General features: G+C 38.3%; 28 protein-coding genes. 18 read left to right on the forward strand and 10 right to left on the reverse strand.

Annotated elements, in window-relative coordinates; all coding sequences use genetic code 11:
• Nucleotides 1–117 precede the first annotated feature (117 nt).
• Together ACTDJC_RS05470 and ACTDJC_RS05475 are read right to left on the reverse strand one after the other, a co-directional pair.
• Complete coding sequence (locus ACTDJC_RS05470; RefSeq protein ID WP_440602818.1) at nt 118–939, reverse strand: Cof-type HAD-IIB family hydrolase; 822 nt, start codon at nt 937–939, stop codon at nt 118–120.
• Nucleotides 940–1,193: 254 nt separating this feature from the next.
• The gene (locus tag ACTDJC_RS05475) at nt 1,194–2,477 is read right to left on the reverse strand and encodes a purine/pyrimidine permease (protein ID WP_440602819.1); all 1,284 of its coding nucleotides are present in this window, start codon (nt 2,475–2,477) and stop codon (nt 1,194–1,196) included.
• A gap of 96 nt (nt 2,478–2,573) precedes the next feature.
• On the opposite strand from ACTDJC_RS05475, the gene ACTDJC_RS05480 reads away from it, so the two are divergent.
• The 3 genes from ACTDJC_RS05480 to ACTDJC_RS05490 all read left to right on the forward strand — a co-directional run bounded on the left by ACTDJC_RS05480 (nt 2,574) and on the right by ACTDJC_RS05490 (nt 4,286).
• On the forward strand, nt 2,574–3,566 hold the full coding sequence (locus ACTDJC_RS05480; RefSeq protein ID WP_440602820.1) for a potassium channel family protein: 993 nt from the start codon (nt 2,574–2,576) through the stop codon (nt 3,564–3,566).
• Nucleotides 3,567–3,572: 6 nt separating this feature from the next.
• Nucleotides 3,573–3,854, forward strand: coding sequence for a YwdI family protein (locus tag ACTDJC_RS05485; protein ID WP_098310085.1), 282 nt, complete (start codon nt 3,573–3,575; stop codon nt 3,852–3,854).
• A gap of 63 nt (nt 3,855–3,917) precedes the next feature.
• Nucleotides 3,918–4,286, forward strand: coding sequence for a DUF423 domain-containing protein (locus ACTDJC_RS05490; RefSeq protein ID WP_098310084.1), 369 nt, complete (start codon nt 3,918–3,920; stop codon nt 4,284–4,286).
• A 161-nt stretch (nt 4,287–4,447) separates the two neighbouring features.
• Here ACTDJC_RS05490 and gerQ read toward each other — a convergent pair whose 3' ends face one another.
• The 3 genes from gerQ to hemQ all read right to left on the reverse strand — a co-directional run bounded on the left by gerQ (nt 4,448) and on the right by hemQ (nt 6,278).
• On the reverse strand, nt 4,448–4,882 hold the full coding sequence (gene gerQ / locus ACTDJC_RS05495) for a spore coat protein GerQ (RefSeq protein WP_098310083.1): 435 nt from the start codon (nt 4,880–4,882) through the stop codon (nt 4,448–4,450).
• 26 nt (nt 4,883–4,908) lie between these two features.
• The gene (locus ACTDJC_RS05500) at nt 4,909–5,331 is read right to left on the reverse strand and encodes a cell wall hydrolase (protein ID WP_253631002.1); all 423 of its coding nucleotides are present in this window, start codon (nt 5,329–5,331) and stop codon (nt 4,909–4,911) included.
• A gap of 203 nt (nt 5,332–5,534) precedes the next feature.
• The gene (gene hemQ / locus ACTDJC_RS05505; protein WP_098310081.1) at nt 5,535–6,278 is read right to left on the reverse strand and encodes a hydrogen peroxide-dependent heme synthase; all 744 of its coding nucleotides are present in this window, start codon (nt 6,276–6,278) and stop codon (nt 5,535–5,537) included.
• Between the two features lie 224 nt (nt 6,279–6,502).
• Between hemQ and pta the strand changes: the two genes are divergently transcribed.
• Nucleotides 6,503–7,474 carry a phosphate acetyltransferase gene (pta, locus tag ACTDJC_RS05510; RefSeq protein WP_429717801.1) on the forward strand — a complete coding sequence of 324 codons (972 nt, stop codon included), beginning with the start codon at nt 6,503–6,505 and terminating at the stop codon, nt 7,472–7,474.
• Nucleotides 7,475–7,506: 32 nt separating this feature from the next.
• On the opposite strand, the gene ACTDJC_RS05515 is transcribed toward pta, so the two are convergent.
• On the reverse strand, nt 7,507–8,352 hold the full coding sequence (locus ACTDJC_RS05515) for a lipoate--protein ligase family protein (RefSeq protein ID WP_440602821.1): 846 nt from the start codon (nt 8,350–8,352) through the stop codon (nt 7,507–7,509).
• 365 nt (nt 8,353–8,717) lie between these two features.
• Nucleotides 8,718–9,425 (reverse strand): RsfA family transcriptional regulator, encoded by a 708-nt coding sequence (locus ACTDJC_RS05520; RefSeq protein ID WP_098310078.1) that lies wholly within the window; start codon nt 9,423–9,425, stop codon nt 8,718–8,720.
• A gap of 278 nt (nt 9,426–9,703) precedes the next feature.
• Here ACTDJC_RS05520 and ACTDJC_RS05525 point away from each other — a divergent pair, with 278 nt between their 5' ends.
• The 6 genes from ACTDJC_RS05525 to ACTDJC_RS05550 all read left to right on the forward strand — a co-directional run bounded on the left by ACTDJC_RS05525 (nt 9,704) and on the right by ACTDJC_RS05550 (nt 15,686).
• A complete protein-coding gene (locus tag ACTDJC_RS05525; RefSeq protein ID WP_098310077.1) occupies nt 9,704–9,928 on the forward strand; it encodes a DUF1450 domain-containing protein in 225 nt (74 codons plus the stop codon).
• 223 nt (nt 9,929–10,151) lie between these two features.
• Nucleotides 10,152–11,210, forward strand: coding sequence for a FecCD family ABC transporter permease (locus tag ACTDJC_RS05530; protein WP_098310076.1), 1,059 nt, complete (start codon nt 10,152–10,154; stop codon nt 11,208–11,210).
• Nucleotides 11,207–12,223 (forward strand): FecCD family ABC transporter permease, encoded by a 1,017-nt coding sequence (locus ACTDJC_RS05535; RefSeq protein WP_098310075.1) that lies wholly within the window; start codon nt 11,207–11,209, stop codon nt 12,221–12,223. The genes ACTDJC_RS05530 and ACTDJC_RS05535 overlap by 4 nt, the downstream gene beginning before the upstream one ends.
• A 14-nt stretch (nt 12,224–12,237) precedes the next feature.
• Nucleotides 12,238–13,077 carry an ABC transporter ATP-binding protein gene (locus ACTDJC_RS05540; RefSeq protein ID WP_440602822.1) on the forward strand — a complete coding sequence of 280 codons (840 nt, stop codon included), beginning with the start codon at nt 12,238–12,240 and terminating at the stop codon, nt 13,075–13,077.
• 224 nt (nt 13,078–13,301) lie between these two features.
• Nucleotides 13,302–14,243 carry an ABC transporter substrate-binding protein gene (locus ACTDJC_RS05545; RefSeq protein WP_098310073.1) on the forward strand — a complete coding sequence of 314 codons (942 nt, stop codon included), beginning with the start codon at nt 13,302–13,304 and terminating at the stop codon, nt 14,241–14,243.
• A 138-nt stretch (nt 14,244–14,381) separates the two neighbouring features.
• Nucleotides 14,382–15,686, forward strand: a complete 1,305-nt coding sequence (locus ACTDJC_RS05550; RefSeq protein ID WP_440602823.1) for an HD domain-containing protein — start codon at nt 14,382–14,384, stop codon at nt 15,684–15,686.
• Between the two features lie 35 nt (nt 15,687–15,721).
• Here ACTDJC_RS05550 and ACTDJC_RS05555 read toward each other — a convergent pair whose 3' ends face one another.
• Entirely contained in the window at nt 15,722–15,910 is a 189-nt protein-coding gene (locus ACTDJC_RS05555) for a 2-hydroxymuconate tautomerase (RefSeq protein WP_253630992.1), read from the reverse strand.
• 112 nt (nt 15,911–16,022) lie between these two features.
• On the opposite strand from ACTDJC_RS05555, the gene ACTDJC_RS05560 reads away from it, so the two are divergent.
• The 3 genes from ACTDJC_RS05560 (at nt 16,023) to ACTDJC_RS05570 (ending at nt 17,959) form a co-directional block, all read left to right on the forward strand.
• Nucleotides 16,023–16,697, forward strand: coding sequence for a site-2 protease family protein (locus tag ACTDJC_RS05560; protein ID WP_429709738.1), 675 nt, complete (start codon nt 16,023–16,025; stop codon nt 16,695–16,697).
• 21 nt (nt 16,698–16,718) lie between these two features.
• Nucleotides 16,719–17,228 (forward strand): YwhD family protein, encoded by a 510-nt coding sequence (locus ACTDJC_RS05565; protein ID WP_440602824.1) that lies wholly within the window; start codon nt 16,719–16,721, stop codon nt 17,226–17,228.
• A 185-nt stretch (nt 17,229–17,413) separates the two neighbouring features.
• Nucleotides 17,414–17,959 carry a GNAT family N-acetyltransferase gene (locus ACTDJC_RS05570; RefSeq protein ID WP_440602825.1) on the forward strand — a complete coding sequence of 182 codons (546 nt, stop codon included), beginning with the start codon at nt 17,414–17,416 and terminating at the stop codon, nt 17,957–17,959.
• A 106-nt stretch (nt 17,960–18,065) separates the two neighbouring features.
• Here the strand turns inward: ACTDJC_RS05570 and ACTDJC_RS05575 are convergent, their stop codons facing one another.
• On the reverse strand, nt 18,066–20,123 hold the full coding sequence (locus tag ACTDJC_RS05575) for a transglycosylase domain-containing protein (RefSeq protein WP_440602826.1): 2,058 nt from the start codon (nt 20,121–20,123) through the stop codon (nt 18,066–18,068).
• A 77-nt stretch (nt 20,124–20,200) separates the two neighbouring features.
• Nucleotides 20,201–20,926 carry a glycerophosphodiester phosphodiesterase gene (locus ACTDJC_RS05580; protein WP_440602827.1) on the reverse strand — a complete coding sequence of 242 codons (726 nt, stop codon included), beginning with the start codon at nt 20,924–20,926 and terminating at the stop codon, nt 20,201–20,203.
• A 237-nt stretch (nt 20,927–21,163) separates the two neighbouring features.
• Between ACTDJC_RS05580 and ACTDJC_RS05585 the strand changes: the two genes are divergently transcribed.
• The 5 genes from ACTDJC_RS05585 to ACTDJC_RS05605 all read left to right on the forward strand — a co-directional run bounded on the left by ACTDJC_RS05585 (nt 21,164) and on the right by ACTDJC_RS05605 (nt 25,593).
• Nucleotides 21,164–21,571 (forward strand): MerR family transcriptional regulator, encoded by a 408-nt coding sequence (locus ACTDJC_RS05585; protein ID WP_440602828.1) that lies wholly within the window; start codon nt 21,164–21,166, stop codon nt 21,569–21,571.
• A gap of 5 nt (nt 21,572–21,576) precedes the next feature.
• On the forward strand, nt 21,577–22,731 hold the full coding sequence (locus ACTDJC_RS05590; RefSeq protein WP_440602829.1) for an MFS transporter: 1,155 nt from the start codon (nt 21,577–21,579) through the stop codon (nt 22,729–22,731).
• Between the two features lie 185 nt (nt 22,732–22,916).
• Nucleotides 22,917–23,744, forward strand: a complete 828-nt coding sequence (gene speE / locus ACTDJC_RS05595; protein ID WP_098310064.1) for a polyamine aminopropyltransferase — start codon at nt 22,917–22,919, stop codon at nt 23,742–23,744.
• A 259-nt stretch (nt 23,745–24,003) separates the two neighbouring features.
• Nucleotides 24,004–24,879 (forward strand): agmatinase, encoded by an 876-nt coding sequence (speB, locus tag ACTDJC_RS05600; RefSeq protein ID WP_020059760.1) that lies wholly within the window; start codon nt 24,004–24,006, stop codon nt 24,877–24,879.
• Nucleotides 24,880–25,233: 354 nt separating this feature from the next.
• The gene (locus ACTDJC_RS05605) at nt 25,234–25,593 is read left to right on the forward strand and encodes a YxeA family protein (protein WP_440602830.1); all 360 of its coding nucleotides are present in this window, start codon (nt 25,234–25,236) and stop codon (nt 25,591–25,593) included.
• Nucleotides 25,594–25,646: the final 53 nt, after the last annotated feature.

Here is a 25,646-nt window from a genome sequence, read left to right on the forward strand (position 1 = left end):
AAGTTCAAAATATCTTCACAAGCTGCTAAAAATAAAAGATAAATCCCGCTGAAATATTTGACTTCAGCGGGATTTTATAGACGATTGGTTTAACTAATCTTCAGCGAGCAAGTTATTCTATACAAGCACTTCGCTGTTTAATACAAATTGTTCTACGACTTTTGCAACACCGTCATTCATGTTTGTGTCTGTTACATGATTAGCAATGGCTTTAATGTCATCAGGTGCATTGCCCATTGCAACGCCAAGGCCAGCAAATTCAATCATTGCTAGGTCATTGTAGCTATCGCCCATTGCGATAACTTCTTCACGTTGAATACCAAGTTTTTGGATGAGTTGGTTTAAGCTTGTGCCCTTTGTTACGCCAGCCTCTGTAAATTCTAAGAAGAATGGCTTTGAGCGCATAACACTTAATTGTCCTTCAAATTCTTGTTGTAATTTTTTTTCAACCTCTACAAGGCGTTCTGGTGCTTCCATCATTAATACTTTCACAACAGGTTCTTTCACTGTATCTACAAAACTATCAATTTCAATAATTGGCATACCCGTAATATGAGCTTCAACTTCTGTATATTGATTATTTTCTTCTGTTACAATGTCATCGCCGATATACGTATGAATCCAAACATCCTCATGCTGGCTTGTTTTATATAAATTATGAACGGTTTCAGGTGATAACGTACTGCTAAATAATTCCTCATTTGTTTTGCAGTTAATAATTTTTGCGCCGTTAAACGATAAAATAAAACTTCCGTATTCTTCTAAACGAAGTTCTTTTGCAATCGCCCACATCGCAAATGTTGGGCGGCCAGAAGCTAGTACGACTTTCACGCCGCACTCTTGTGCTTTCATCAGCGCTTCTTTTGTACGCGGTGAAATGGTATGGTCATCGCGAAGTAATGTATCATCTAAATCTAGTACAATCATTTTATAAGACATTTGAATGGTCCTTCCTATATGGATTTAACATAAGTTATAAGACATCGAACTTCTTTGTTAATGGAATCGATTCCGTGCGCATTCATATACGAGCAGAAGAATCTTGTCTGCTCGTATATGTCTCTATTATCGTAACAATACTTAAAATAGACTGCAATGCTTGAAGTTTGCCAATTTGGTTTACATTTTGTGTCGATTGGCTCAACTAACCCTCAGTGGGGGAGGAAGAACCCCACACTGAGGGAAGTTTCACTTTACGATGCTTGTTTGTCTGTTGAACGAGAAAATAATACTTCTAGTATAATTGCCATTACAGAACCGAGTACAAGGCCGTTGCTTAAAAAGGATGCAAGAAACGGTGGAAGTGAAGAAAAGGATTCTGATGGGATGAACATGACACCAATCCCGGTAAAGAGAGCAAGACCGGAAACTTTGAATAAGCGTTCTTTATCTTTCACAGTTTCATATTCTCGAAAAGCTAGCCCAATCATACTTGCAAATACAGGATAAATAGCTGCATAACCAACAGCTACTGGAATCGCTGCAAAGAAAGATGTAACTTTCGGAAATAGGCTAATGAGAATAATAAAGGTTGAACCTAGAATAAACGGTAATCGTTTATAAATATTTGTTGTTGAAATAAAACCAGCTGATCCAGAAATAGCAACAGGCCCAATTGCTGAAAAAAGGCCCCCCAGAAGCTGGTTGATGCCAGTAATAACCCCTGCTTGTTTAAATCGATTTTGTATTGGGGTTTCTTCATGTTTTGAAACGACTTGTTGCACAACGCGAATACTTGCTAACATGTTTGTAAGCAGTAGTAGTGTTACGAAAACAACCGTAATGACCATATTCCATTCTACGCGGGGCATACCGAAAACAAAGATAGAAGGAAGATGGATGATATCATTTACTGGTGTAATCGGATTAGAGAGTCCGAAGTAAGCAAATAGAATCCAGCCGATTACGATACTACATAAAACAGAATATTGTCCCAGAACAGGTAGCTTCATAATAAAGAATGATAGTAAAATAACGATGAGAGAAAGAAGAAGTACTTTTCCTTGTATTTCTTTATGCTGTCCATCAAGTCCAAACATTCCTTTCAAAAAGGAGCCGCTTAGCTGGGCAACGAGAAGAAATAAATATGTTCCGACGACAGTTGGTGTAAAATAGCGCACGAGCTTATCGATAAGTCCAAATACACTAAGAAGGATACAAATGAGACCGCTTAGTAAAAAAGAATATTGTAATACACGAAGTGTTTCACCACTTGACCCGAATAACGTAATTCCGAGGCTTGCGTATAACGAAAATATACCCCACCAAAGTCCAGCAGGCCCTTCTTGAATTGGCAAGCGATGTCCAAATACAGCTTGTAATATGCCGGCAAAGCCAAGAACAAATAATGTTCGTTGTACAAAAGCGATAGCCTCTGCCCCTTCAAGTCCGTAATTAGCAGCAACGCTAATCGGAACAATAAGACTACCGGCTAAAATAAATAATGCCCATTGCAAGGCAGAAAGAAAAGTTTTCATCTTATCGACCTCTTTCTTGTATTCCGTTTCTAGTATATATGTATTTGATTTGTTGTGGCAAAGATTGAACATAGAGAAAAGAGATGAAAGAATATCATGAGTGCACGTAAACAATTGATTATTGCAATTATATGTATGTGTTTCGTTGTAATTGTTGGAACAATCGGGTTTATGATAATAGAAGAGATTAGTATGTTTCAAGCATTTTGGATGACAATGATTACTGTATTAACAGTTGGATATGGAGATGCCGTCCCATTAACGAAAGCAGGAAAGATTTTTGCCCTTTTAATTATTCCACTTGGTGTCGGTATTGTGACGTATGCAATTGGGGTAGTAGCAGCTATGATTGTCGAGGGAAATTTATTTCAAGCGATGCGGAGGAAGAAGATGGAGAAACAAATTGCAGAAATAAAAGATCATATTATTGTGTGCGGGTGCGGCAGGGTTGGTTTGCAAGTTGTGCAAGAATTACGAGAAAAAAACATTCCGTTTATTGTTGTTGATAGAGAAGAGTCTGTATTAGTAGAGCAAAAGCTTTTATATGTACACGGCGATGCAACAGAAGATGGGGTGTTACATAAAGCTGGTATTACGAGGGCAATTGGTTTAGTGGCAATCGTTGCCAGTGATGCAGAAAATGTGTTTATTACATTAACTGCAAGGGGCCTAAATGCGAATATTAAAATCATAGCTCGGGCAGAAAAACAAGAATCGGAAGAGAAGCTAAGACGCGCTGGCGCGAATAAAGTTATTAATCCATCCAGTATGGCGGGAATTCATATTGCAAAAGGCATTACAAATCCTTTAACGGTTAATTATATAGATACAGTGTTATATGGAACAGAGCAGAATTTTGCTATTGAAGAAATTGAAATGGCTGCAGGGTCATCCTTAATTGGGAAAACATTAATAGAAGGAAATGTAAGAAATCGTTTTGATGTTACGATTTTAGCGATTTTGCGAGATGGTCATATTATTCATAACCCAACAGGGGCGGAAAAGTTGGCAGAACGTGATATGATAATAGTATTTGGTCCAGTAGAGAAATTGGAGCAATTTGAGAAAGAATTACAATACATGAGGTGATAAAGAATGCAAATATCTAGCGATAAGATTTTGAATAAAATGGCAAGCGAAATTGCAAAAGCGAAAGGAAGCGAATCACATAAAACGAAAGAACATCTTCTAGTTGTTCGTGCATTATGCGATTTATTGCTTGAAGAACAGACGGAAGTTCCTGCGTATGTTGAGCCGAAAATACAAACACATGTTATAGCGCCGCAAATGCCGGTTCAGCCAATTGCTTCGTTTTCAGGAGAGCCTGTATATATAAAAGAAGACGATGCAAATGGAAACTCTCTTTTTGATTTTTAAGAGTTAAATAGTTGGATTATGTGTAAAAAATTTTTTATTATAAAAATAAAAAGGGGAATTCCAATGAAAATTTTCTTCTTATTAGGTTGTATTGCAGCTGCACTAGCTGTTGCACTCGGTGCATTTGGAGCGCATGGACTTGAAGGGAAAATCTCTGCGAAAATGTTAGATGTGTGGAAAACAGGTGTTACGTATCAAATGTTTCATGCAGGTGGATTATTTGTTGTAGCTTTGTTAATGGACAAGATTCAATCTTCTCTTGTAAGCGCAGCAGGCTGGTGTATGGTGGCAGGTATTATTATGTTTTCCGGAAGCTTATACGCATTAAGTACAACTGGTATGAAATTTTTTGGTCCAATCACTCCGCTTGGCGGCGTAGCATTTATTGTAGGCTGGGTTTTATTAGGAACTGCGGTCGTAAAAGGATTATAAAGTGAAACTTCTTCTTGGGAAACGTTTTTCTTCCCAAGAGGTTAGTTGAACCAATCGGGCCCTTACAGATGGTTTGTACTTACTTCCTTATCTAACCTCTTACCAGCTGTTTGGGCGGGATAAAAATAAAACAAAAGCTGGCATTTGCCAGCTTTTTCTTATCATCTTGGAGGGTAAGTTGCTGGTTGTTGTCCTGGGAAGTAGGTGATTTCTCCAGGAAATTCTACATAGTCAAGATAGATCATAAGTAGTAAATAACGTTTTCCGGACTTAGGTTCACTTACAATGATATGATCGCGTCCTGCAGCCTCAATGATGCCTGTATAGGATTGTGTACCAAGTGTGCTGCCGCGCTCATATGTCATGAAAAAAGTCGCTGGTTTTCCTTTGTTTAAACGAAGGATATTTTCAATATACGATTGCTCAAGTGGAAGCATGCCTTGAGAAGCGGCAATTTGCGCTTGAGTAGGTTGCGGCGTTTGTGGCATTTGCATTTGTTGTCCTGGTTGCCCTGGTTGCCCTGGTTGCGGCTGCATATATCCACCAGATGGTTGATAAAATCCTCCCCCATAGTATGGGTTTTGTTGCTGTGCCATACAAAATCCCTCCTCTTTTCAATTCACTAATATACACCTGGACAGGCTTCACCAGTTGGTTGGAAAAAGCAATGGTTTTTAAAACGACCAGAATTTTCTTGATTAAACCAAGTTGGCGGACAATCACCTGGTGGTCGGAAAAACCATAAAGAAAAATTAGCAGGCCAAAAGCGTTCACCTTGAACTGTGCGTCTTGCCAAAGCGACATCACTTTCACGAGCACGCTGATAAAAGTAACCTTTTTGCGTCGCCTCAAACCCACCAGGACTTTGAAATACCATTTGACGAAGGTTTCGAATCTTTTTAAAGTCTAAGCAATTCCCTCTTACGCGATTGACGCCGACATTTCCAACCAAAAGCATTCCTTTAGGCCCTTCTCCTTCTGCTTCTGCCCGCATTAACCTTGCGAGTAGTCTTAATTCTTCATCTGTATAGGCAATAACACCCATCTCTTTCACCTCTCTTATTACTCTGCTAGAGAAAAGAAAGTGTAGAACAATCACTAATTCATAGGTATGAAAAAAAAGGAGCAGATATGACAACTAAGCCATGTTTTGTGATGAGGGATAATCTTTAGTTTGATTGAGGGTTGATTCAACTGAGAGTGTTAGCAGGGTATAAAAAAAGGAACGAAAAATCGTTCCTTTTTAGCTTATACATGTAAAAATTTTGCGACCTTCTCGCTTGGTAAAATGTTTCCAATGAAAAATGTTCCAAACTCACCGTAACGTGCACTTACTTCATCAAAGCGCATTTCGTATACAAGTTTCTTAAATTGAAGAACATCATCAGCGAATAATGTTACGCCCCATTCATAATCATCAAAACCTACAGAGCCAGTAATGATTTGACGTACTTTTCCTGCATATTGACGACCGATTTTGCCGTGGCTATACATTAATTTTTTACGCTCTTCCATCGGTAACATGTACCAGTTATCATCACCTTGGCGGCGCTTGTCCATTGGATAGAAGCAAACGTGATTTGCTTTTGGTAATGTTGGGTATAGACGCGCAAGAATTTGTGGATTTTGGTACGGATCTTCTTCAGCAGGAAGATAGTTACTTAACTCCACAACAGATACGTAAGAGTATGTAGGAAGCATATACTCTGCTAATGTTGTTTTATTGAATTCTGCTTCAATTTCATTTAATTCTTCCATTGTTGGACGTAAAATCATGAACATGATATCAGCCTTTTGTCCAACGATTGTATACATTGCATGGCTACCTTGTTTTGCAGTTTCTGTTTTGTTCCATTTTTCAACGATGTTGAAAAATTCGAACATTGCTTGCTGACGTTCGTCACTAGATAATGTTTTCCATGCCGCCCAGTCCATAGAACGGAAATCGTGTAAACAATACCAACCATCTAACGTTTTTGCTGCTTCACTCATTAGATTCACCTCGAATAGTCAAGTTTTACACGTTAACTATATCATATATAGATGAAAAAGCATGTATCGGAATCTTGGAAGCACAAAATTGTCACATTTCATGGCGGAATTTTAAGAAAATATAATCATTTTTATTTTGCCTATTTTTTAGAAGCAATAAGTTTAAAATATAGATAAAAAGCGGTATTCTTAAATATGGATTTGAATTTGTAGGAGGGTTATTCGTGAGCAATTTATTTACAACAGTAAAAGAAAAAGTTCAAGGGAAAGGCGTTTCTATCGTACTTCCTGAAGGAACTGATGAAAGAATTTTAGGCGCTGCAGAGCGTTTAGCAAAAGAAGAATTAGTAAAACCAATCTTAGTTGGTAATAAAGAAGAAATTAGCGCGAAAGCTGCTAGCATGAACTTAACATTAGCAGGTGTTGATATTTATGACCCAGCTACATACGAAGAAATGGATGCAATGGTAGCATCTTTCGTTGAACGCCGTAAAGGTAAAGCAACAGAAGAAGCTGCTCGTGAAATCTTAAAAGACGAAAACTATTTCGGTACTATGCTTGTATACATGGGAAAAGCACAAGGCTTAGTAAGCGGTGCAGCTCATTCTACAGCTGATACAGTTCGTCCAGCACTTCAAATCATTAAAACAAAACCAGGCGTTACAAAAACTTCTGGCGTATTTATCATGGTACGTGAAGAAGAGAAATATGTATTCGCTGACTGTGCAATCAACATTGCTCCAAACAGCCAAGATTTAGCTGAAATTGGTATTGAAAGTGCAAAAACAGCTGAATTATTCGGCATCGATCCACGCGTTGCAATGTTAAGCTTCTCTACAAAGGGTTCTGCGAAATCTCCAGAAACAGAGAAAGTTGTAGAAGCAACTCGCATCGCGAAAGAAATGGCTCCTGAGTTAACATTAGACGGTGAGTTCCAATTTGACGCTGCATTCGTACCATCTGTAGCAGAAAAGAAAGCACCAGGCTCTGTTATTAAAGGTGATGCTAACGTATTCGTATTCCCAAGCTTAGAAGCTGGTAATATCGGCTACAAAATTGCACAACGCTTAGGTAACTTCGAAGCAGTGGGACCAATCTTACAAGGCTTAAACATGCCAGTAAATGATTTATCTCGTGGTTGTAACGAAGAAGAAGTGTACAAGTTAGCTCTAATTACAGCAGCTCAAGCACTATAATTATGAAAAAAGCCCCGCATTTGCGGGGCTTTTTAGTTTTCTAATCCAAGTGATTTATTGTTTCGATCAATAATGCGCTGTAAGTGATGTTCGTATAATGGTACTTCGTCTATTGTAAGCTGTGACGGTGTTAACTGCGGTGTGAAATGCTGTAATGTTTGTAAAAGTCGCATCATCAAATCTTGTACGGTAATGTCTTTACCAAGTAGTTCTGATAAGGAAGCCATCGTACTTGGAACGATTTCGGGATAGGTAAACTTTGTTTCTTCTCCTTGAATAGCTAAGTTATAAAAATCACGAACAAGTGCAGCGCGTTCTGAACCGCTATTTGTGGCACATAAATAAATTTGTACAGCAACGCCTCCACGAATGCGGCGCTGTGAAATACCAGCAAACTTTTTATCGTCAATGCTTAAATCATAGCTGCCAGGACAGTAAGAGCCGACGATTTCTTTTGCTTCAATATTGACATCATAATCTTTTAGCATTTCTTTAATTAAATGCCACATTGTATCATAGCCAAGATCGATATCAATGCCTTTTTCTGTTTCTTGGAATAGAAGAGAGACGTTCAGAACACCCTCATCTAACACAACAGCGAGCCCGCCTGAATTGCGGACAATGGCATTGAAACCTTTACTTTTTAAAAATTCAATTCCCTGTTTTAAATAAGGTAATCGTGTATCTTGAATGCCAAGAACAATTGTATTGTGATGAACCCAAGAGCGCATTGTTGCAGCAGATGTACCGTTTCCGACTGTTGTACATAACGTATCATCCATTGCGAAAGACTGCAGCGCATGGAATTGCGGACCTAAGCTTGATTGATCAACAATGCGCCACTCTGGTTGAGATAGAATCGAACGAGAATCGCTCATGTAAATAACCCCTTATCTATAAAATGACAATATTTATCAGTAAGACCCCCACCTCAAGATTCAGAGAAAAGCGAAGAAGATAGGTGGGGGATAACTGCCCGTAAAAGCCCGATTGGGCGGGCTTCCCATCAGTGGGGGGAAAAACACCACTGATGGAAGTTTCACTTTATTATAGCAAAAAAGAGAGAGTAGAGAGGAAGGTTGTGAAGAAGAACCTGAAAGGATTGAAAAAGCTAGAAAAAACTAGAGTTAAAAGAAAATCCGAAAAAAGAGAGTTATCCCGATGTACGTAGAGAATCTAAGATGGAAGAATTTCAAACGGTGAATGAAACCATAATAAAAAGGATGCTATCATAGCATCCTTCTCATTCCGCAATCTTTTCTAAATTTCCGTTTCGATCCATGCGAAACGAGGTTTGTGTACGCTCTTCGTCGTCCATTAATGCAAGTTTACGCGCGCGGTTCATAATTTTCATCAGCGTCTCGTAATCTTCTTGAACTGTAGTTGATTGCTGTTCTAGTTTTTCCACTTTCGTTTCTAATTCAGCATTTCTTCGCATATACTCGGCAATTTCTTGTTTCAATCTCTCATTCTCTCTTTCAAGCGCGGATACTTTTACATTAGAAGTTCCGAGTGACTGTAGAAAATGGATAACGTCGTGCATAGCAATGGAAGAAGTTGTTGGCGTTACTTGGGCAGTTTGAACAGTTTGAACGGTTTGAACGTTTTGAACGGTTTGAATAGGTTGCTCAATTTCGATAGCTATATTTTCATCGGTTGTTACAGTAGATGAAATCGGCGGTGTATATAGAAGGCGTTTTTTCGCCTGTTCGCCGCCATTTGCACGCATTTTATCTTTACGATGCTTTTTCGCAAGTTGTAATGCTTGATCGTAACTATAGCGCACCACAGCATTCCAACGAAATCCACAAGCTGCTGAGGTACGATTTAATTTATCACCAACTTCTTCAAAGGCATTTAATTGTGTACTTCCTTCGCGAACGTGGCGCAAAACGGTTTCAGCAAGAAGTAAATCATCTTCTTCAGTCCAAGCATCTTGTCTTACTTTCATAGATTCATCTCCCTTTCTTTTTATCAATATCTTATTTTTAGAATGGACAAAATAAACCCCTTTTATACAAAGCTTTTAAAATTATGGTAGATTTTGAGCGGAAGTGTGTTTGCAGGTTATATTTGCTGTGCGAAAAAGCGAGAGTATGTGATTGGTTTGACATGAAACCTGGCAGGAAGAAAACTTGCATCACATCAAAAAGAAAGGTAAAATACCATTTAGTGTTTATTGTTATATGTACTTGAGAAAAGTTTCAAATAGAGGAAGTGTTATATAAAATGGGAAACGAATTTCGTGTGTGTGATGATTGTCAGGCAACGAATATTAAGACGTTAGTACCGCGTTTAAAAAAAATAGATGAATGTGCAGATATTCAAATCGGATGCCAATCGTATTGCGGTCCTGGTCGTAAGAAATCATTTGCATTTGTAAATAACCGTCCAGTTGCAGCACCAAATGAAGATGAGTTAATTAAAAAAATTGAAGCAAAGTTAAACAAGTAAAAAGATGCGATATCGTATCTTTTTTTTGTACACTAAAGTTTTTCAGGGCGTAAAAAAGTTTTGTATAACAAAATTAGTGGTTGACAAATTTTAGTGTAAATTTGTAGAATGATATTGAGAATCATTATCGAAATCAAGAATCGCTCTTGGTTTTCTTTTTTTGCCCTATAATGAGAATGAATTTCATTATTATTTATGTATATTAAGAGTTAGGATGTTGTAGATGGAAGTGAGTACGAGAAGGTTTTACGAAGAAGAATCGGTAGACGTAAAAGAGATAAAAAGCCGGCCTCTTATTGCCTTAATGATTTTAATTGTTGGGACTGCTTTATTAGCTTTAAGTATGGCAACTTCTATATCGTTTGGTGCTGCCGATATTAGTTTGAAAACAGTATGGCAAGCTGTGTTTCAGTTTGATGAATCGATTACATACCATAATGTTATTCAAGAATTGCGGCTTCCAAGAGCGATTGGAGGAGCAGTTGTTGGAGCATTTTTAGCAGTATCTGGTGCGATTATGCAGGGGATGACGCGAAACCCACTTGCGTCTCCGTCACTTATGGGGATTACAGACGGATCAGTATTTGGAATTGCGATTATGTTTGCGTTCTTTCCAAACTCGCCATACTTCATGTTCGTAATTGCTTCCTTTATTGGTGCAGCATTTGGTGCGAGCATTGTGTATGGGATTGGTGCAGCATCTCAGGGTGGATTAACGCCAATTAAGTTAGCGTTATCAGGAGCGGCGATTAGTGCATTATTAGGCGCAATTTCCTCTGGGATTGCACTATATTTTAACCTAGCGCAAGAAGTTAGTATGTGGCATGCAGGCGGTGTTGCTGGTGTAAAATGGGAAAGTTTACGTATGCTACTTCCAGTTGGTCTCGTTTGTCTTATTGTTGCTATTATGCTAGCAAGATATATTACGATTTTAAGTTTTGGTGAAGAAATTGCTATTGGACTTGGACAAAATACGAAGCTCATTAAGTTGATTGGAACTATCCTTGTCCTTATTTTAACAGGTTCTGCGGTTTCAATGGCTGGATCTGTTGGGTTTGTTGGCCTTGTTATTCCACACTTAACGCGCTTTCTTGTTGGGTCAGATTATCGCTGGGTGATTCCGTGTGCTGCCGTTTTAGGCGGCTTGCTTGTTGAATGTGCCGACATAATTTCCCGTATTATAAATCCGCCATTTGAAACACCAATTGGTGCTGTAACAGCGATGGTCGGAGTACCATTCTTCCTCTACTTAGCACGTAAAGAAGGGAGAGGGAAAATGTGAATCAAGGAATTTTAACGAAAAAAAATATTTCAATTTTATCTAGTATTAGTATTTTAATTTGTGCAGTATTTTTCATTAGCTTATATACAGGTACATTCAAAGTGTCACCGGTTGAAGTATTAAAAACACTCGTTGGACTTGGAGCCGAAGATCAAGCAACAATTTTATTTGATTTTCGTATGCCACGAATAATTATTGCAATTTTCGTTGGATCAGCTTTGGCTGTTTCAGGTGCAATTATGCAAGGACTATCTCGAAACCCACTTGCTGATCCAGGGATTATGGGTATTAATGCCGGGGCTGGATTATCGGTTGTTGTCTTTGTTTATTTCTTCTTTGGAAAAGTAACGATGTCTTCGTTTTTATCTGTATTTATTTTGCCGTTTTTTGCTTTAGTTGGTGCAATACTGGCGGCAGTTATTATTTATGCGCTTGCTTGGAAGGACGGAGTTTCTCCGGTTCGTTTAATTCTTGTCGGGATTGCCGTAGCAGCCGGATTTGGAGCTGTAAGTCTAGTATTCTCGATGAAAATGACATCAAATGATTTCCGCTTTGCTACGATTTGGTTATCGGGAAGTTTATGGGGAACAGATTGGAAATTCGTATTAAGCGTTCTGCCGTGGATGCTTATTTTCTTACCGATTGCTTTTATGAAGGCACACGTCTTAAATGTAATGAATTTAGGAGATGCAGCGGCAACAGGTCTCGGTTTGGATGTTGAGAAAGAACGCCGCAAGTTACTATTTATCGCTGTTTGTTTAGCTGGTGCCTCCGTTGCAGTAGCAGGGGGAATTAGTTTTATTGGATTAATGGCTCCCCATCTTGCGCGCCGCTTAGTAGGTGGAAAGCATCAAATAATGTTACCAACTGCTGCGTTAATTGGAACATTATTGCTATTGTTTTCTGATCTTCTTTCACGCAGTTTACTTACAACATCAGAAATACCGGTCGGTCTTGTCATTTCAGTGATAGGCGCGCCGTATTTCATTTATTTACTTGTAAAAACAAGATAAGGGAGACGATCTATATGCCATCTTTATCAGTTGATTCGATATCTGTTGGATATAATGAAAATTTCATTATTGATGGGTTATCTGTTGAAATACCTGAAGGGAAAATTACAACAATTATTGGTCCAAATGGATGTGGGAAATCTACGCTGCTCAAAACAACTTCGCGCATTTTAAAGGCAAAACGGGGCACTGTTTATTTGGACGGGAAAGCAATTGAGAAACAGGCGACGAAAGAAATTGCGAAAAAAATGGCGATTTTGCCGCAGACAGCAGAAGTGCCAACAGGTCTTACTGTATTTGAACTTGTTTCATATGGACGTTTCCCGCATCAAAAAGGGTTCGGTACGCTATCAGAAGAAGATTATCGCTACATTCGCTGGGCGCTTGATGTGACTGGCATGAGGGAATTTGCAAATCGACCAGCCGAGGCACTCTCAGGTGGGCAACGTCAACGTGTTTGGATTGCGATGGCACTCGCACAAGGAACAGACTTGCTTGTGTTAGATGAGCCAACAACGTATCTTGATATGGCGCATCAACTTGAAGTGTTGAATTTATTAAGAAAGTTAAATGAAGAAGAAGGCCGGACGATTGTGATGGTTATTCATGATTTAAATCATGCTTCTCGTTTTTCTAATCATATGATTGCGTTAAAAGATGGAAAATTAATGAAACAAGGAACGCCTGATGAAGTCATGACATCTGAAACGCTTCGCGAAGTGTTTGAAATTGAAGCACAAATTGTTTCGTGTCCTGTCAATGGCAAACCAATTTGTCTTACTTACGATTTAATGGAAATCAATAAAGTGAAACTTTCAGCAGTGGGGGTCTTACTGCCCGTTAATGCGGGATAAACAAGTGCGTAAGCAGGCTTAATTTGGTTCTAGCGGGCAATAAATGGCTGACGATAGAGTCGGAGATTTACTGCCCGTTAGAACGGGAGAAGGTTAGGTTTCCATAATTTCATAAAAATGGTTGGTTTTATGAAGAGACTCTTGTAGATGGTCATTTTGTAAGAAAGAGTTTCGTAGCGCTGTCTATTTAGAGTGAGATTATAATAAGGTCAGGAGAGAGAATCATGAAGAAGTTCAAAGTTACTCTATTAGTTTTCGTGTTAGCTATTATTTCTGTATTATTTGCTGCATGTTCTTCTGATAAGAAAGAAGAAAAGAAAGCAGATGCAAAAAGTGAAGAGCGCGTTGTCAAACATGCTAAAGGGGAAATTAAAATTCCTGCAAATCCAAAGAGAATTGCTGATTTAAGCGGGTCAACAGAAGAATTATTAATATTCGGCATGAAACCTGTTATTACGGCAAATACGACCGAAGAGAAAATTGACGCACATATTGCAAATCAATTAAAAGGTGTGAAGCCAGTTGGTTCTGCTTGGGGCGATAAAATTAACATCGAAGCAGTAGCTGCTGCAAAACCAGATGTAATTTTGGTGAACAATCGTCAAGAAAAAATCTATGATCAATTATCTAAAATTGCACCAACAGTTATGTTAAGTACCCCATTAGATCAGTGGCGTCCAAAGTTTGAAGAAGTAGGTGAAATCTTCGGTAAAGAAAAAGAAGCAGCTGCATGGCTGAAGAAATATGATGAAAAAGCAAGCCAATTACATGATGAAATCGTTGCAAAAACTGGCGATGCGAAATTCATGGTAATGGCTGCATATCCGAATGCATTCCGTGTTTACGGTGATTACGGTTACGGTAGTGTTCTATTTAAAGATTTAAAATTGCCAGCAGTTAATGGCACACCAACAGATAAGCCGTTAGTACAATTGCAAAAAGAAGCATTAATTGATTATAATCCGGACTATTTATTTGTATTTACAACAGGTGACGGCACGCAGCGTCTAAAAGAATTCCAAGAAGAAACAATTTGGAAAAACATGAACGCTGTGAAAAACAATCATGTGTATATGATTAAAAATGAAGATCTCAATAAAGGATACTTCCCGCTTGGTAAAGAGATGTTATTAGATGAGCTATCTAATTTTATTTTAGAAAAATAATGATGATAGAGAAAATCACCTTCGTTTTTTGAAGGTGATTTGCTTTTTATACAGTAATATACAGTCTTTCATTTCTTTCTGTTTCGCCTTTCGTTTATAATAGGAGTAAGAACGTATAATGGAGGGCGGTGAATTTTAATGGCATATGTAAGTGACAAATTAGATGAAACGAAAGTGTTTAAAGACCCAGTGCATAAGTATGTGCATGTGCGCGATCGCGTGATTTGGGATTTAATCGGGACGAAAGAGTTTCAACGTCTGCGCCGCATTAAGCAGCTAGGGACGACATTTTTTACATTTCACGGTGCGGAGCATAGTCGCTTTACTCATTCATTAGGTGTCTATGAAATTATCCGCCGTATGATTGACGATGTGTTTGATGGAAGACCAGATTGGAATGCTGAAGATCGTTTGTTGTGCTTATGTGCAGCACTCCTGCATGATGTAGGACATGGTCCTTTTTCGCATTCATTTGAAAAAGTATTTAAACTAAACCATGAAAAGTTTACACAAGAAATTATTGTAGGCGACACAGAAATTCACGATGTATTAAGCCGTGTTGATCGTGAGTTTCCGCAAAAGGTAGCAGACGTCATTGCAAAAACATCTCATAATAAATTAGCAATTAGTATGATTTCTAGCCAAATTGATGCGGATCGTATGGACTATTTATTACGAGATGCGTACTTTACAGGTGTGAAATATGGAAACTTTGATATGGAGCGGATTTTACGGGTAATGCGTCCATTTAATAATCAAGTTGTGATTAAATATAGCGGTATGCATGCTGTAGAGCATTATATTATGAGCCGATATCAAATGTACTGGCAAGTGTATTTTCACCCAGTAACGCGCAGTGCGGAAGTAATTTTAACGAAAATTTTGCACAGGGCGAAAGCATTGCATGAACAATACTATACATTTAAATATCATCCGGTTCATTTCTACTCTTTATTTGAAGGAGAAGTAACGGTAGAGGATTATTTAAAGTTAGACGAGAATGTGATGTATTATTACTTCCAAGTATGGCAAGACGAAGAGGATGCCATTTTAAGTGATTTATGTCGCCGTTTTATGAACCGTAACTTGTTCAAATGTGTAGATTTCACAGAAAAGCACGGGCTAAACAATTGGGTAGAATTAAATAGTTTATTTAAGAAAATTGGGCTTGATCCAGAATATTATTTAGTAGTAGATTCCACATCAGATCTGCCGTATGACTTTTACCGTGCAGGTGAAGAGGAAGAACGTCTGCCAATTTTACTCCTTATGCCGAATGGAGAGCTCCGTGAATTATCTCGTGAGTCGGATATTGTTGAGGCAATTACAGGTAAAAAGAGAACTGATCAAAAATTGTTCTATCCGCATGATTTACTGTATGAAGACGGACGAAAAGGAAAAGTAAAAGAAAAGATTATTCGTCTATTAGAAGGAAAAGAGTAGGAGAAGCAGCAGGGCTCCTTCTCCTGTATCAAATATTATTCTTGGTCGCTTAAGCGTTTGCCGCCAACTGCGTAATGATTTTTAGACATTTCTTCAATGAAAACAACGATGTTTTCTTCAGGAGCACCAGTTGTTTCGCTTACTGCTGCAGTTACTTTCTCAGCAAGAGCTTTCTTTTGTTCTTCTGTGCGTCCTTCTAGCATTTTTACTGTTACGTATGGCATATGTATCGCTCCTTTTATGTATATTACAGTACTATTATAACGGATTCTTGAAGAGAACAATCAGAAAAAGAAATTTTTTTCTTTTTTAACATAATGAAGAGGGAGAGGAAGTATGGAACACTTTTTTGCATATCCGCTGTACCAATTACCGTTATTGGCAATGGCTGTTGTAATAGCTTTGTCAGTACATGAATTTGCACATGCTTATGTTGCGTATAAATTTGGAGATGATACAGCAAAAAGACAAGGCCGTTTAACATTATCTCCACTGGCACACTTAGATATAATCGGGCTTATTGCTGTATTATTAATCGGATTTGGTTGGGCACGTCCAGTACCAGTCAATCCTTATAATTTTAAAAGACCACGTCTTGCTGGTATTCTTGTTTCAATTGCTGGACCAATTAGTAACTTATTATTAGGAGCCCTTGGGCTTATTGCTTGGTATAGCTTGTTGAAATTTGGAATTATTGATGCAGTCCCAATAGCAGTAGGAGAAACACTATTTCAGTTCTTTCAAATTTTTATCGGGATTAATATAGTTTTATTTATTTTTAATTTGTTACCAATCCCGCCATTAGATGGTTACCGTGTTGTGGAAGATTTAGCACCGACAAATGTACGTGCGAAAATGACGCAATATGAAAAATACGGTTCAATCTTTTTATTAATTCTTGTGATTACACCGTTAGATCGATATACGATTCAGCCAATTTTCCAAGTCGTTATTCCGCACGTTTTAGGTATGCTGCATAGTATAATTGGACCACTATTTGGATTGTATTAGAAGAGAAGGGGAGGCTTTCTTATGGCAGAGAAAAAGAAACAAATCGGTTTTAATATTATTAAAAATGACTCCACAGATGGACATGGCGGTTTTGGAGTCGGCGCATTAAGTCTAGAAAATATTTCTCCTGTTATTATTGATGTAACAGAAGGAACGGCAGTTGTTGATATTGGTGCGATGCATGCACGCAGTGCTGCTGAAAAAGGAATTAAATTTTTAACTAATAAAGAAGAAGTACCAAATGCACAACCATATTGGCTCGTTTGGGTGACAATTGAGCGCACTGCAAACGGCGCATATTATGCTGGTGTAACTGCATGCGAAATGACAATAGACCGTGAAATTCGCCGCGGCTATAAATCATTACCTGAGCATGTAAATAAAATGGACAAATCATTAAAGCGTTACATCATGGTTGATCATATGGATGAACCTTCTAAAAAAGTACTTGGTACGTTCTTAAAAGAACATAATGAAGAGCTATGGAATCTTTCTAGTGAGAAATTACGTAGCGAATTGTTAGGAGAGTAATAGGAAATCCCTTTCGTGTTGAAAGGGATTTTTTGTTTGTTCTGAAATAGGCGAAATGTTGGTACCGGTATTTTATCCTGCTATTTGCGGGCAGTGTCACCTTATATGCAGGAAATAAAAGGTTTTGTTAGAAAACATATTTTATATGAAAATTTTTATAAAGGGTACGAGGAGGAGGACACATCTTGGAATTAAAGGGAAGTCGTATTTTAGTAAAGATTCTTGAAGATAATGATGCAGAAAAATTGTTAGATTTGGAATTGAAAAACCGCGATTTTTTTCAAACATATACACCGTTAAGAGAGTGTGATTTTTATACGTTAGAAGGTCAACTGGATCGAATTAGGAAGAACAAGGAAAAGAAAGATCTTGATGAGCTATATTCATTTGGTATTTACGTAATCGAAACAGAAGAATTAATTGGGAATATTACACTGACAGAGGTGCTGCGTGGCCCCTTACAAAGTTGCTATATTGGATATTATCTAGATCAAAATCATAATGGAAAAGGATATATGACAGAGGCTGTTCGTCTTGTTGTATCGTATGCGTTTAATGAGCTGAAACTCCATCGATTAGAAGCAGGAGTTATGCCACATAATATCGGATCGATAAAAGTTTTAGAGAAATCAGGGTTTCATAAAGAGGGAATTGCAAAGAAAAATGTAAAGATAAATGGAAGATGGGAAGATCATCAAGTGTTAGCTATCGTAAATGATAAGGATGAATAGGGGATAGTACTTATTTTGCGCTGTTTAAGAAAGAAAAGGGAGCAGAAGAATCACTGCGCCCTTTTTGTAATGTAATCTTTGAGTGGTTTCATTTTATAAGTTTCCGTTACCAAGGGAAATACTTTTTCCACCAGCTTTCTTTACCTTTCGTTTTCTCTTTTAGCACCGCCTCAAATTCATCTTTTTCATCAATATGATCCATACAATATTCTGTTGGCTCAGTACCTTTTACAAAATACATTTTTACAGAAGTAGGACAACCTTTCGTTGCGATTTTCCCATTTTCAGGGTTAATGTTTAATGCGACAACATTGGCCGGCTTTTTAAAATCTTTTTTCGGGCTTTCCTCTAAACCTTGCTCCATAATGGTTGCCCACATATTTTTCGCATAAGATTGCTCAGCTGGGTTAGAGATTGTTTTTTGTTTATCGTAGCCGACCCAAATACCTGTCACGAGCTGTGGTGTAAAGCCAATCATCCAGCTATCTGTCTCGGTTGAACCTGATTTTCCAGCGTATGTGCGGGATAACTTTGGAATAAGGTTTTGTCCAGTGACAGAGGCGTAGCTGCTTAATTTTTTATTAAACATGCCCGTCATCATTTCTTCCATCACAAAGGCATTATTCTCATCAAGAATTTGTTTGTTTTCTAAATGAGCATCATACAAAATGTTTCCATCATGATCGACAACGCGCCGAATAAATGTCGGTTTCACTTGCTTGCCGCCGTTAGCAAGCATACTGTAAGCATTCACCATTTCAAGCGGTTTTACAGGAGATGTTCCAAGTGCAAGCGATGGAACATCTTTTAATGCGCTTGTAATCCCAAATTGCTTCGCCGTTTTTACAAGTGACTCTTCACCTAAGAAAAGATGTGTTTTCACAGCGTACACATTATCAGAAACAGAAAGTGCTTGCATCATCGTTATAAAGTCATCTGCATAATAGCCTTTATAATTCGCTGGGTTATATTTGGAAACACCATCGCCTAATGTGAATACAGTATGCTCACTTTTTAAGCGAGTTACTGGTGTAAAGCCTTGCTCAAGAGCGGCGTAATATAAAAAGGGTTTAAATGTTGAACCTGGCTGCCGGTACGCTTGCGTTGCTCGGTTGAATTGACTCTTCTTATAATCGCGTCCGCCAACAAGTGACATTACTTCGCCTGTTTTTGGATTCATGGATACAATAGCCGTTTCTATTTCTGTTGTACTTGGGATGGTTTCTTTTACTGTACTTTCCGCAATTGTTTGTAGCTTTGGATCTAGCGTTGTATATACACGCAGGCCACCGCGTCCTACTGTTTGTTCATCGAGACCAGCATCATTGATGAGGGAAGTTCGTACAACATCCTGAAAATAAGGTGCCATTTCTGCTACTTCTTCTTTTTCAAGAGGGGCCAAGGTGAGTTGTTCTTTTTTGGCCGCTGTTGCTTCTTTCTTCGTGATATACCCCTGTTCTACCATTTCATCTAAAATGAGAGCTTGTCTTTCTTTGGCCCGATTTTCATGTGAGTAGGGAGAATACAAACTTGGGCCTTTTGGAATGCCTGCTAGCATACTTGCTTCTGCTAAATTTAAATCTTTCGCATTTTTATTAAAGTAGAGACGAGCTGCTGCTTCAATGCCATAAGCACCATGCCCGTAGTAAATCGTATTTAAATAACCTTGTAAAATATTATTTTTATTGTAATTAACTTCAAGTCGGATGGTGTACATCGCTTCTAACAGTTTTCGTTTCCATGTTTTATCGTGGTCCAAATATAAATTTCGGGCGTATTGCTGCGTAATTGTACTTGCGCCTTGTACTTTTGCCCTCGCTTTAATGTCAGCAATTACTGCCCCGCCGATGCGCTTTACATCAAAACCATGATGTTTATAAAAGCGCTGATCTTCAATAGAAAGCGTTGCTTCTCTCACGTAAGGTGAAATATGGTCGAGTGACACATTATAGCGTTCCTGCGCTCCGTGACTTTGCCCCATAACAGAGTCATCATTTGCATAAAAGATAGTTGTTTGCGGAACTGCAATAGGTGGTGGACCGGCAATTTTTGCAACAAGTAAGATAATGAAAATAGTAGAAACAAAGAAAATAACACATGATAACAGTGCAGTGAGGAAAAAGCGCATATATTTTGCTTGTTTTTCATTTGCTGTAAGTTCCATTTTTTGTCACCCCTCATAGCATACTTTTATTAGTATTGAGGGTTTTGGCTGTTTTTAAACTAAAAAAGAGCTTCTTATTAAGAAAGAAGCTCAAAAGCACGTGTTGGCCAGTCGGTAATGATTACATCGACGCCGTAATCTATCATCCTTTGTAAGTCTTTGTATTCATTGATTGTATAAGGGCGGAATATGTATCCTTGCTGCTGAGCCATTTGTACAAACTCTTTTGTGAGTAATTCAAAATTTGGATGAAGACCATTTGCCTGTCTTTTCTTTGCTTCAGCAATTGGATCCACGAGTGGTTCATCGTATAAAATCGCGCGAGGGATCTCTGGCGCTAAAGCTGCAAGCAGGGAAACGGATTCATGATTAAACGAAGAAAATACAATTTGATTAGATAGATGAAATTCGCGAACAAGATCGACGACTTTTTCTTCTATACGGGGATAACGAATAACATCCGTTTTTAATTCAATATTTAATTGCATTGTTGTTGTAGAAAGCCAAATAAGCACTTCACGGAGCGTTGGGATTTTTGCTTCATGGAAAGAAGGATCTTTATAACTGCCAGCATCGAGTGCTTGCAATTGCTGGACAGTTTGTTCATATACAAGTCCTGCTCCATTTGTAGTTCGGTCCACAGTTTCATCGTGAATGACAACAACTTCTCCATCTTTGGAGATATGTACATCAAGCTCAATGCCATGCGCACCAACACGCTCAGCCTCTTGAAAAGCAATCATTGTATTTTCTGGGTGCGTACTTCTCACACCGCGATGCGCAAAAATAAGTGGTTGTTTCATAACAAATTCTCCTTATGGTTCATTTTATCCCGCATCTCACCTTAAGGTTCGGAGAGAAGCGAAGAAGATAGGTGGGAGATGAAAAAATCCCGACTGATGAAAGTTTCACTTTGCTTCAATTATGAAACTGAGCAATCAAAAATACAATGCCGGTAGAAAAAATTTACAAAGGCGTAATGGTTGCACAAAAGTTAACGTTAACGTAAAATGTAATATTGTTAGGGAGGAGGAATAAAATTGTATAAAATTGATGAAGTTACAAAACAAACAGGTTTAACAAAGCGGACTCTTCGTTATTATGAGGAAATTGGCTTAATTCATCCGCCAGAGCGCAGTGAAGGGAATATTCGCCTATATACAGATGAAGATGTAGAGAGAATCAAAAAAATTGTAGAAGCGAAAGAAGTATTAGGTATTACGCTTCAAGAAATGCAGTATTTCTTATCACTTAAAGAACGTATGGAGCAAAGAAAAAATAGTGATAACCCGCGCGACCGAGAAGTAATTCAAGAAATAGCGCATATGCTGACAAATCAAGTCGAGACGTTAGATAAGAAAATGCTACAAATGAAGCGCGTGAAGGAAGAATTAGAACATAGCTTGGAAAGAGCAACGAAGTTCTTAGAAGAAACAAAAGGAGAGTGATTTATATGGAGAGTAAACAACGACTTGGAAGGCTTATTACAGTAGTCGCTACTTTTCTTGCCTTTTCTGGCATTGGAGTAGTCGATCCAATTTTGCCAAGCATTGCAGAGCAAATCGGTGCAACACATTGGCAAGTAGAAATGTTATTTACAGCCTATATTTTAACGATGGCAATTATGATGCTGCCAGCTGGTCTTTTTGCGGCAAGATTTGGCGATAAGCGTATGATGACAATTGGTCTTGCAACTGTAACGGTATTTGCGTGTATTTGCGGATTCTCACAAACAATTACGCAGTTATCTATTTTTCGTGCCGGCTGGGGTTTAGGGAATGCGATGTTTTTTGCAACGGCAATGACGTTATTAATTGCGCTGAGCAAAGAGGTGCATGAAGCTGTTGGATTGTATGAGGCAGCAATTGGTTTAGGTATGGCGGGAGGTCCGCTGTTAGGTGGTTTATTAGGTGGATATTCTTGGCGTTATCCGTTTTTTGCGACAAGTGTTTTAATTGCTTTAGCATTTATTCTTGTTTTCTTTTTTGTGAAAGAACCAGAGCGCAAAGTGAAACGTCAGTCAGCTGGATTGAAGGAATTAATTAATCTGGTGAAATATAAACCTTTCATACAAGGTGCCATTTCCGGGATGTTATATTACTATGCTTTCTTTGTTGTCTTAGCATATTCACCGCTTGTTTTACATTTATCTGCCATTCAGCTTGGCTTTGTCTTTTGTGGCTGGGGTCTTGCATTAGCGTATGGTTCTGCTGTGCTTGCACACCAATTAGAAGGAAAATACGAACCGAAAATGTTACTACGCTATAGCTTGCTTGTATTTGCAATCTTTTTAATGCTATTGTTCTTCGTACAAGTCATGTGGTTACAAATTGTACTAATCATTTTATCAGGATTAGCGTCTGGTCTTAATAATGCATTATTTACAAGTTACGTAATGGATATCTCACCTTATGAAAGATCTATTACATCTGGTGTATATAATTTTGTTCGTTGGCTGGGCGGGGCAATTGCACCAATTTTATCTGGAATTATTGGTCACGTAGTTTCACCGCAAAGTCCGTTTTTAGTAGGAGGAATTGTTGCGCTAGTTGGATGTGTGATGATTTGTCTACCGATTCGAGAAAATGAGAGCAAAACCCTTTCCTAGGAAAGGGTTTTCTTACCGTTTTATACATAATTGACTAAATATACGAACGAAAACGACTCGTTTACAATATATTTACGTTCCTTTTTATATTTTTAACTATACATTTTACATGTTTTGTTTTATTTTTGTTAGGGGACATTAATGGTGTCCACATTATAATTTGCAACGAAAGGCGTGATTGTACAATGGAACTATGGTTCACTGAGAAACAAACAAAGCATTTTGGAATTACAGCGCGTATTAACCGCACTTTACATACGGAGCAAACAGAATTTCAAAAGCTAGATATGGTTGAAACTGAAGAATTCGGCAATATGCTTATTTTAGATGGCATGGTTATGACAACGCAAAAGGATGAATTCGTATATCACGAAATGGTAGCGCACGTACCATTATTCACACATCCAAACCCTGAAAACGTTTTAGTTGTTGGCGGCGGAGATGGCGGCGTTATTCGTGAAGTATTAAAACACCCAAGCGTGAAAAAAGCGACGCTTGTTGAAATTGATGGAAAAGTAATCGAGTACTCTAAAAAATACTTACCAGAAATTGCTGGCGAGTTAGAAAATCCACGTGTAGAAGTAAAAGTAGGCGATGGCTTCATGCACATTGCTGAAAGCGAAAACGTGTATGACGTAATCATGGTTGATTCTACAGAGCCAGTAGGCCCAGCTGTAAACTTATTTACAAAAGGATTCTACGCTGGAATCTCTAAAGCGTTAAAAGAAGACGGTATTTTCGTAGCGCAAACAGATAACCCTTGGTTCACACCAGAATTAATTTCAAACGTGTTTAAAGACGTAAAAGAAATTTTCCCAATTACACGTCTATACACAGCAAACATTCCAACGTATCCAAGCGGCCTTTGGACATTCACAATCGGATCTAAGAAGCATGATCCACTAGAAGTAAGTGAAGAGCGTTTCCACGAAATCGAAACGAAATACTATACAAAAGAACTTCACAAAGCAGCATTCGTATTACCTAAATTCGTTGGGGATTTAATTAAGTAAGAAAAGCGAAGCTGACGGTGGCTAAGGTTCTTTCCCACAGAAGGCACTATTTGCTTTCTCGTGGGGAAGGTTCTTAGATGCTAGGGTCTAGTGGGACAGAGCTAGCTGCCGAAGTTGTAATAAAAGTAAGTAAATTTCTTCTCGACTAATTGGGTTGAGGCGAGTGTGGTAAATCGATAAAGAGGAGCAAAACCGCTCCAAATTTGAGACAAAATGAAAGGTTGGGATACCTTCAGTTCCAGATAGGAGGAAAAAGAATATGCGTTTTGATGAAGCTTATTCAGGTAAAGTATTTATTAACAGTCATCCAAGTTTTGAAGATGCTGAGGTTGTTATTTATGGGATGCCGATGGATTGGACAGTAAGTTATCGTCCGGGTTCTCGTTTCGGTCCAGCACGTATTCGTGAAGTATCAATTGGACTAGAAGAATATAGTCCGTATTTAGATCGTGAATTAGAGGAAGTTAAATATTTTGATGCAGGTGATATTCCGCTTCCTTTCGGTAATGCACAGCGCAGCTTAGACATGATCGAAGAATATGTAACAAAACTATTAGATGCTGGTAAGTTTCCACTAGGTCTTGGTGGTGAGCACCTAGTGTCTTGGCCAATTTTTAAGGCGATGGCCAAAAAATATCCAGATTTAGCAATCATCCACATGGATGCTCATACAGATTTACGTGAGTCGTATGAAGGCGAGCCTTTATCTCACTCTACACCAATTCGTAAAGTGTGCGATTTAATTGGTCCAGAAAACGTATATTCTTTCGGTATTCGTTCTGGTATGAAGGAAGAATTTGAGTGGGCAAAAGAAGTTGGCATGAACTTATACAAATTTGATGTATTAGAACCATTAAAGAAAGTATTGCCAACACTTGCAGGACGCCCAGTCTATGTTACGATTGATATCGACGTATTAGACCCAGCGCATGCTCCTGGTACAGGAACATTAGAAGCTGGCGGTATCACTTCAAAAGAACTACTAGATTCCATTGTTGCAATTGCAAATTCAAATATAAACGTAGTTGGAGCAGACTTAGTAGAAGTAGCTCCTGTATATGATCACAGTGACCAAACACCAATCGCAGCAAGTAAATTTGTGCGCGAAATGTTACTTGGATGGGTGCAGAAATAAAAGCGAAGCCGACTGTTTAGGCCTGGTGGCTAAGGTTCTTTCCCGTAAAAAGTGCTTTTTACTTTTAGGCGGGGAAGGTTCTTAGACGCAAAGGCCTAGGAGGCGTAGCTAGATAGAAATAAAAGTAAAGCGACCAAGTATTCCAGTCACTAGAGCTAGATGAAAAGTAAGCTTTCTAAAAAAGGCTATTTCGAATGAATTCGAAATAGCCTTTTTTGTTGGGAAGATATTTTAATTAACTTCTCTTACAATGATGTAAGAGAAATGTAAGAAAAATCGATAGAGACTATTTTGGATAGATTTTATACTCAATGAAGCATTATACAAGGATACATGTTAGAGGTGGAAAGATTCGTGCGTATGATATTAAAAGTTATAGCGGTACTGGCTATTTTAGGCGGTGCAGGTGTTTTTTACTTACAATCAAAAACAGAAGGTGTGCAAGCTTTTGTAGATAACTTTTTTTCAGGTAAGGAAGTAAAGGATTATTATGCTGTAACAAATCAAGGGGAGAAAAAAGGCGATAAGTATTTGTATACATTTACTGCTTATGATAGGGATGGAAATGAGCAAGTTGTGAAAAAAATGATAAATCGTGAACTTTGCCAAGGAGTATACTTGAAAATTTACGCAAAAGGCAGCCAAGGAAAAGGATTGGCAGAACTGCGAGAGAATGAAGTGCCAGCGAAAGTGCTAGAAAAACTGAAAAAATAATGAAAAACCCAAGTTCAATATGAACTTGGGTTTTAATGTTTTACAAGGATGAT

The organism is Bacillus sp. GB_SG_008 (assembly GCF_052038115.1).
Classification (GTDB): domain Bacteria; phylum Bacillota; class Bacilli; order Bacillales; family Bacillaceae_G; genus Bacillus_A; species Bacillus_A rhizoplanae.

What these genes read in the sequence shown, in the direction of transcription:
- ACTDJC_RS05490 (WP_098310084.1), top strand. Translation starts at nt 3,918, where the DNA reads ATGAAAATTTTCTTCTTATTAGGTTGTATTGCAGCTGCACTAGCTGTT.
- ACTDJC_RS05525 (WP_098310077.1), top strand. Translation starts at nt 9,704, where the DNA reads ATGGGAAACGAATTTCGTGTGTGTGATGATTGTCAGGCAACGAATATT.
- gerQ (WP_098310083.1), bottom strand. Translation starts at nt 4,882, where the DNA reads ATGGCACAGCAACAAAACCCATACTATGGGGGAGGATTTTATCAACCA.
- ACTDJC_RS05520 (WP_098310078.1), bottom strand. Translation starts at nt 9,425, where the DNA reads ATGAAAGTAAGACAAGATGCTTGGACTGAAGAAGATGATTTACTTCTT.
- ACTDJC_RS05480 (WP_440602820.1), top strand. Translation starts at nt 2,574, where the DNA reads ATGAGTGCACGTAAACAATTGATTATTGCAATTATATGTATGTGTTTC.
- speB (WP_020059760.1), top strand. Translation starts at nt 24,004, where the DNA reads ATGCGTTTTGATGAAGCTTATTCAGGTAAAGTATTTATTAACAGTCAT.
- ACTDJC_RS05575 (WP_440602826.1), bottom strand. Translation starts at nt 20,123, where the DNA reads ATGGAACTTACAGCAAATGAAAAACAAGCAAAATATATGCGCTTTTTC.
- ACTDJC_RS05470 (WP_440602818.1), bottom strand. Translation starts at nt 939, where the DNA reads ATGTCTTATAAAATGATTGTACTAGATTTAGATGATACATTACTTCGC.
- ACTDJC_RS05560 (WP_429709738.1), top strand. Translation starts at nt 16,023, where the DNA reads ATGGAACACTTTTTTGCATATCCGCTGTACCAATTACCGTTATTGGCA.
- ACTDJC_RS05485 (WP_098310085.1), top strand. Translation starts at nt 3,573, where the DNA reads ATGCAAATATCTAGCGATAAGATTTTGAATAAAATGGCAAGCGAAATT.
- ACTDJC_RS05540 (WP_440602822.1), top strand. Translation starts at nt 12,238, where the DNA reads ATGCCATCTTTATCAGTTGATTCGATATCTGTTGGATATAATGAAAAT.
- hemQ (WP_098310081.1), bottom strand. Translation starts at nt 6,278, where the DNA reads ATGAGTGAAGCAGCAAAAACGTTAGATGGTTGGTATTGTTTACACGAT.
- ACTDJC_RS05590 (WP_440602829.1), top strand. Translation starts at nt 21,577, where the DNA reads ATGGAGAGTAAACAACGACTTGGAAGGCTTATTACAGTAGTCGCTACT.
- ACTDJC_RS05550 (WP_440602823.1), top strand. Translation starts at nt 14,382, where the DNA reads ATGGCATATGTAAGTGACAAATTAGATGAAACGAAAGTGTTTAAAGAC.
- ACTDJC_RS05530 (WP_098310076.1), top strand. Translation starts at nt 10,152, where the DNA reads ATGGAAGTGAGTACGAGAAGGTTTTACGAAGAAGAATCGGTAGACGTA.
- ACTDJC_RS05565 (WP_440602824.1), top strand. Translation starts at nt 16,719, where the DNA reads ATGGCAGAGAAAAAGAAACAAATCGGTTTTAATATTATTAAAAATGAC.
- ACTDJC_RS05500 (WP_253631002.1), bottom strand. Translation starts at nt 5,331, where the DNA reads ATGGGTGTTATTGCCTATACAGATGAAGAATTAAGACTACTCGCAAGG.
- ACTDJC_RS05545 (WP_098310073.1), top strand. Translation starts at nt 13,302, where the DNA reads ATGAAGAAGTTCAAAGTTACTCTATTAGTTTTCGTGTTAGCTATTATT.
- ACTDJC_RS05580 (WP_440602827.1), bottom strand. Translation starts at nt 20,926, where the DNA reads ATGAAACAACCACTTATTTTTGCGCATCGCGGTGTGAGAAGTACGCAC.
- speE (WP_098310064.1), top strand. Translation starts at nt 22,917, where the DNA reads ATGGAACTATGGTTCACTGAGAAACAAACAAAGCATTTTGGAATTACA.
- ACTDJC_RS05555 (WP_253630992.1), bottom strand. Translation starts at nt 15,910, where the DNA reads ATGCCATACGTAACAGTAAAAATGCTAGAAGGACGCACAGAAGAACAA.
- ACTDJC_RS05515 (WP_440602821.1), bottom strand. Translation starts at nt 8,352, where the DNA reads ATGAGCGATTCTCGTTCGATTCTATCTCAACCAGAGTGGCGCATTGTT.
- ACTDJC_RS05475 (WP_440602819.1), bottom strand. Translation starts at nt 2,477, where the DNA reads ATGAAAACTTTTCTTTCTGCCTTGCAATGGGCATTATTTATTTTAGCC.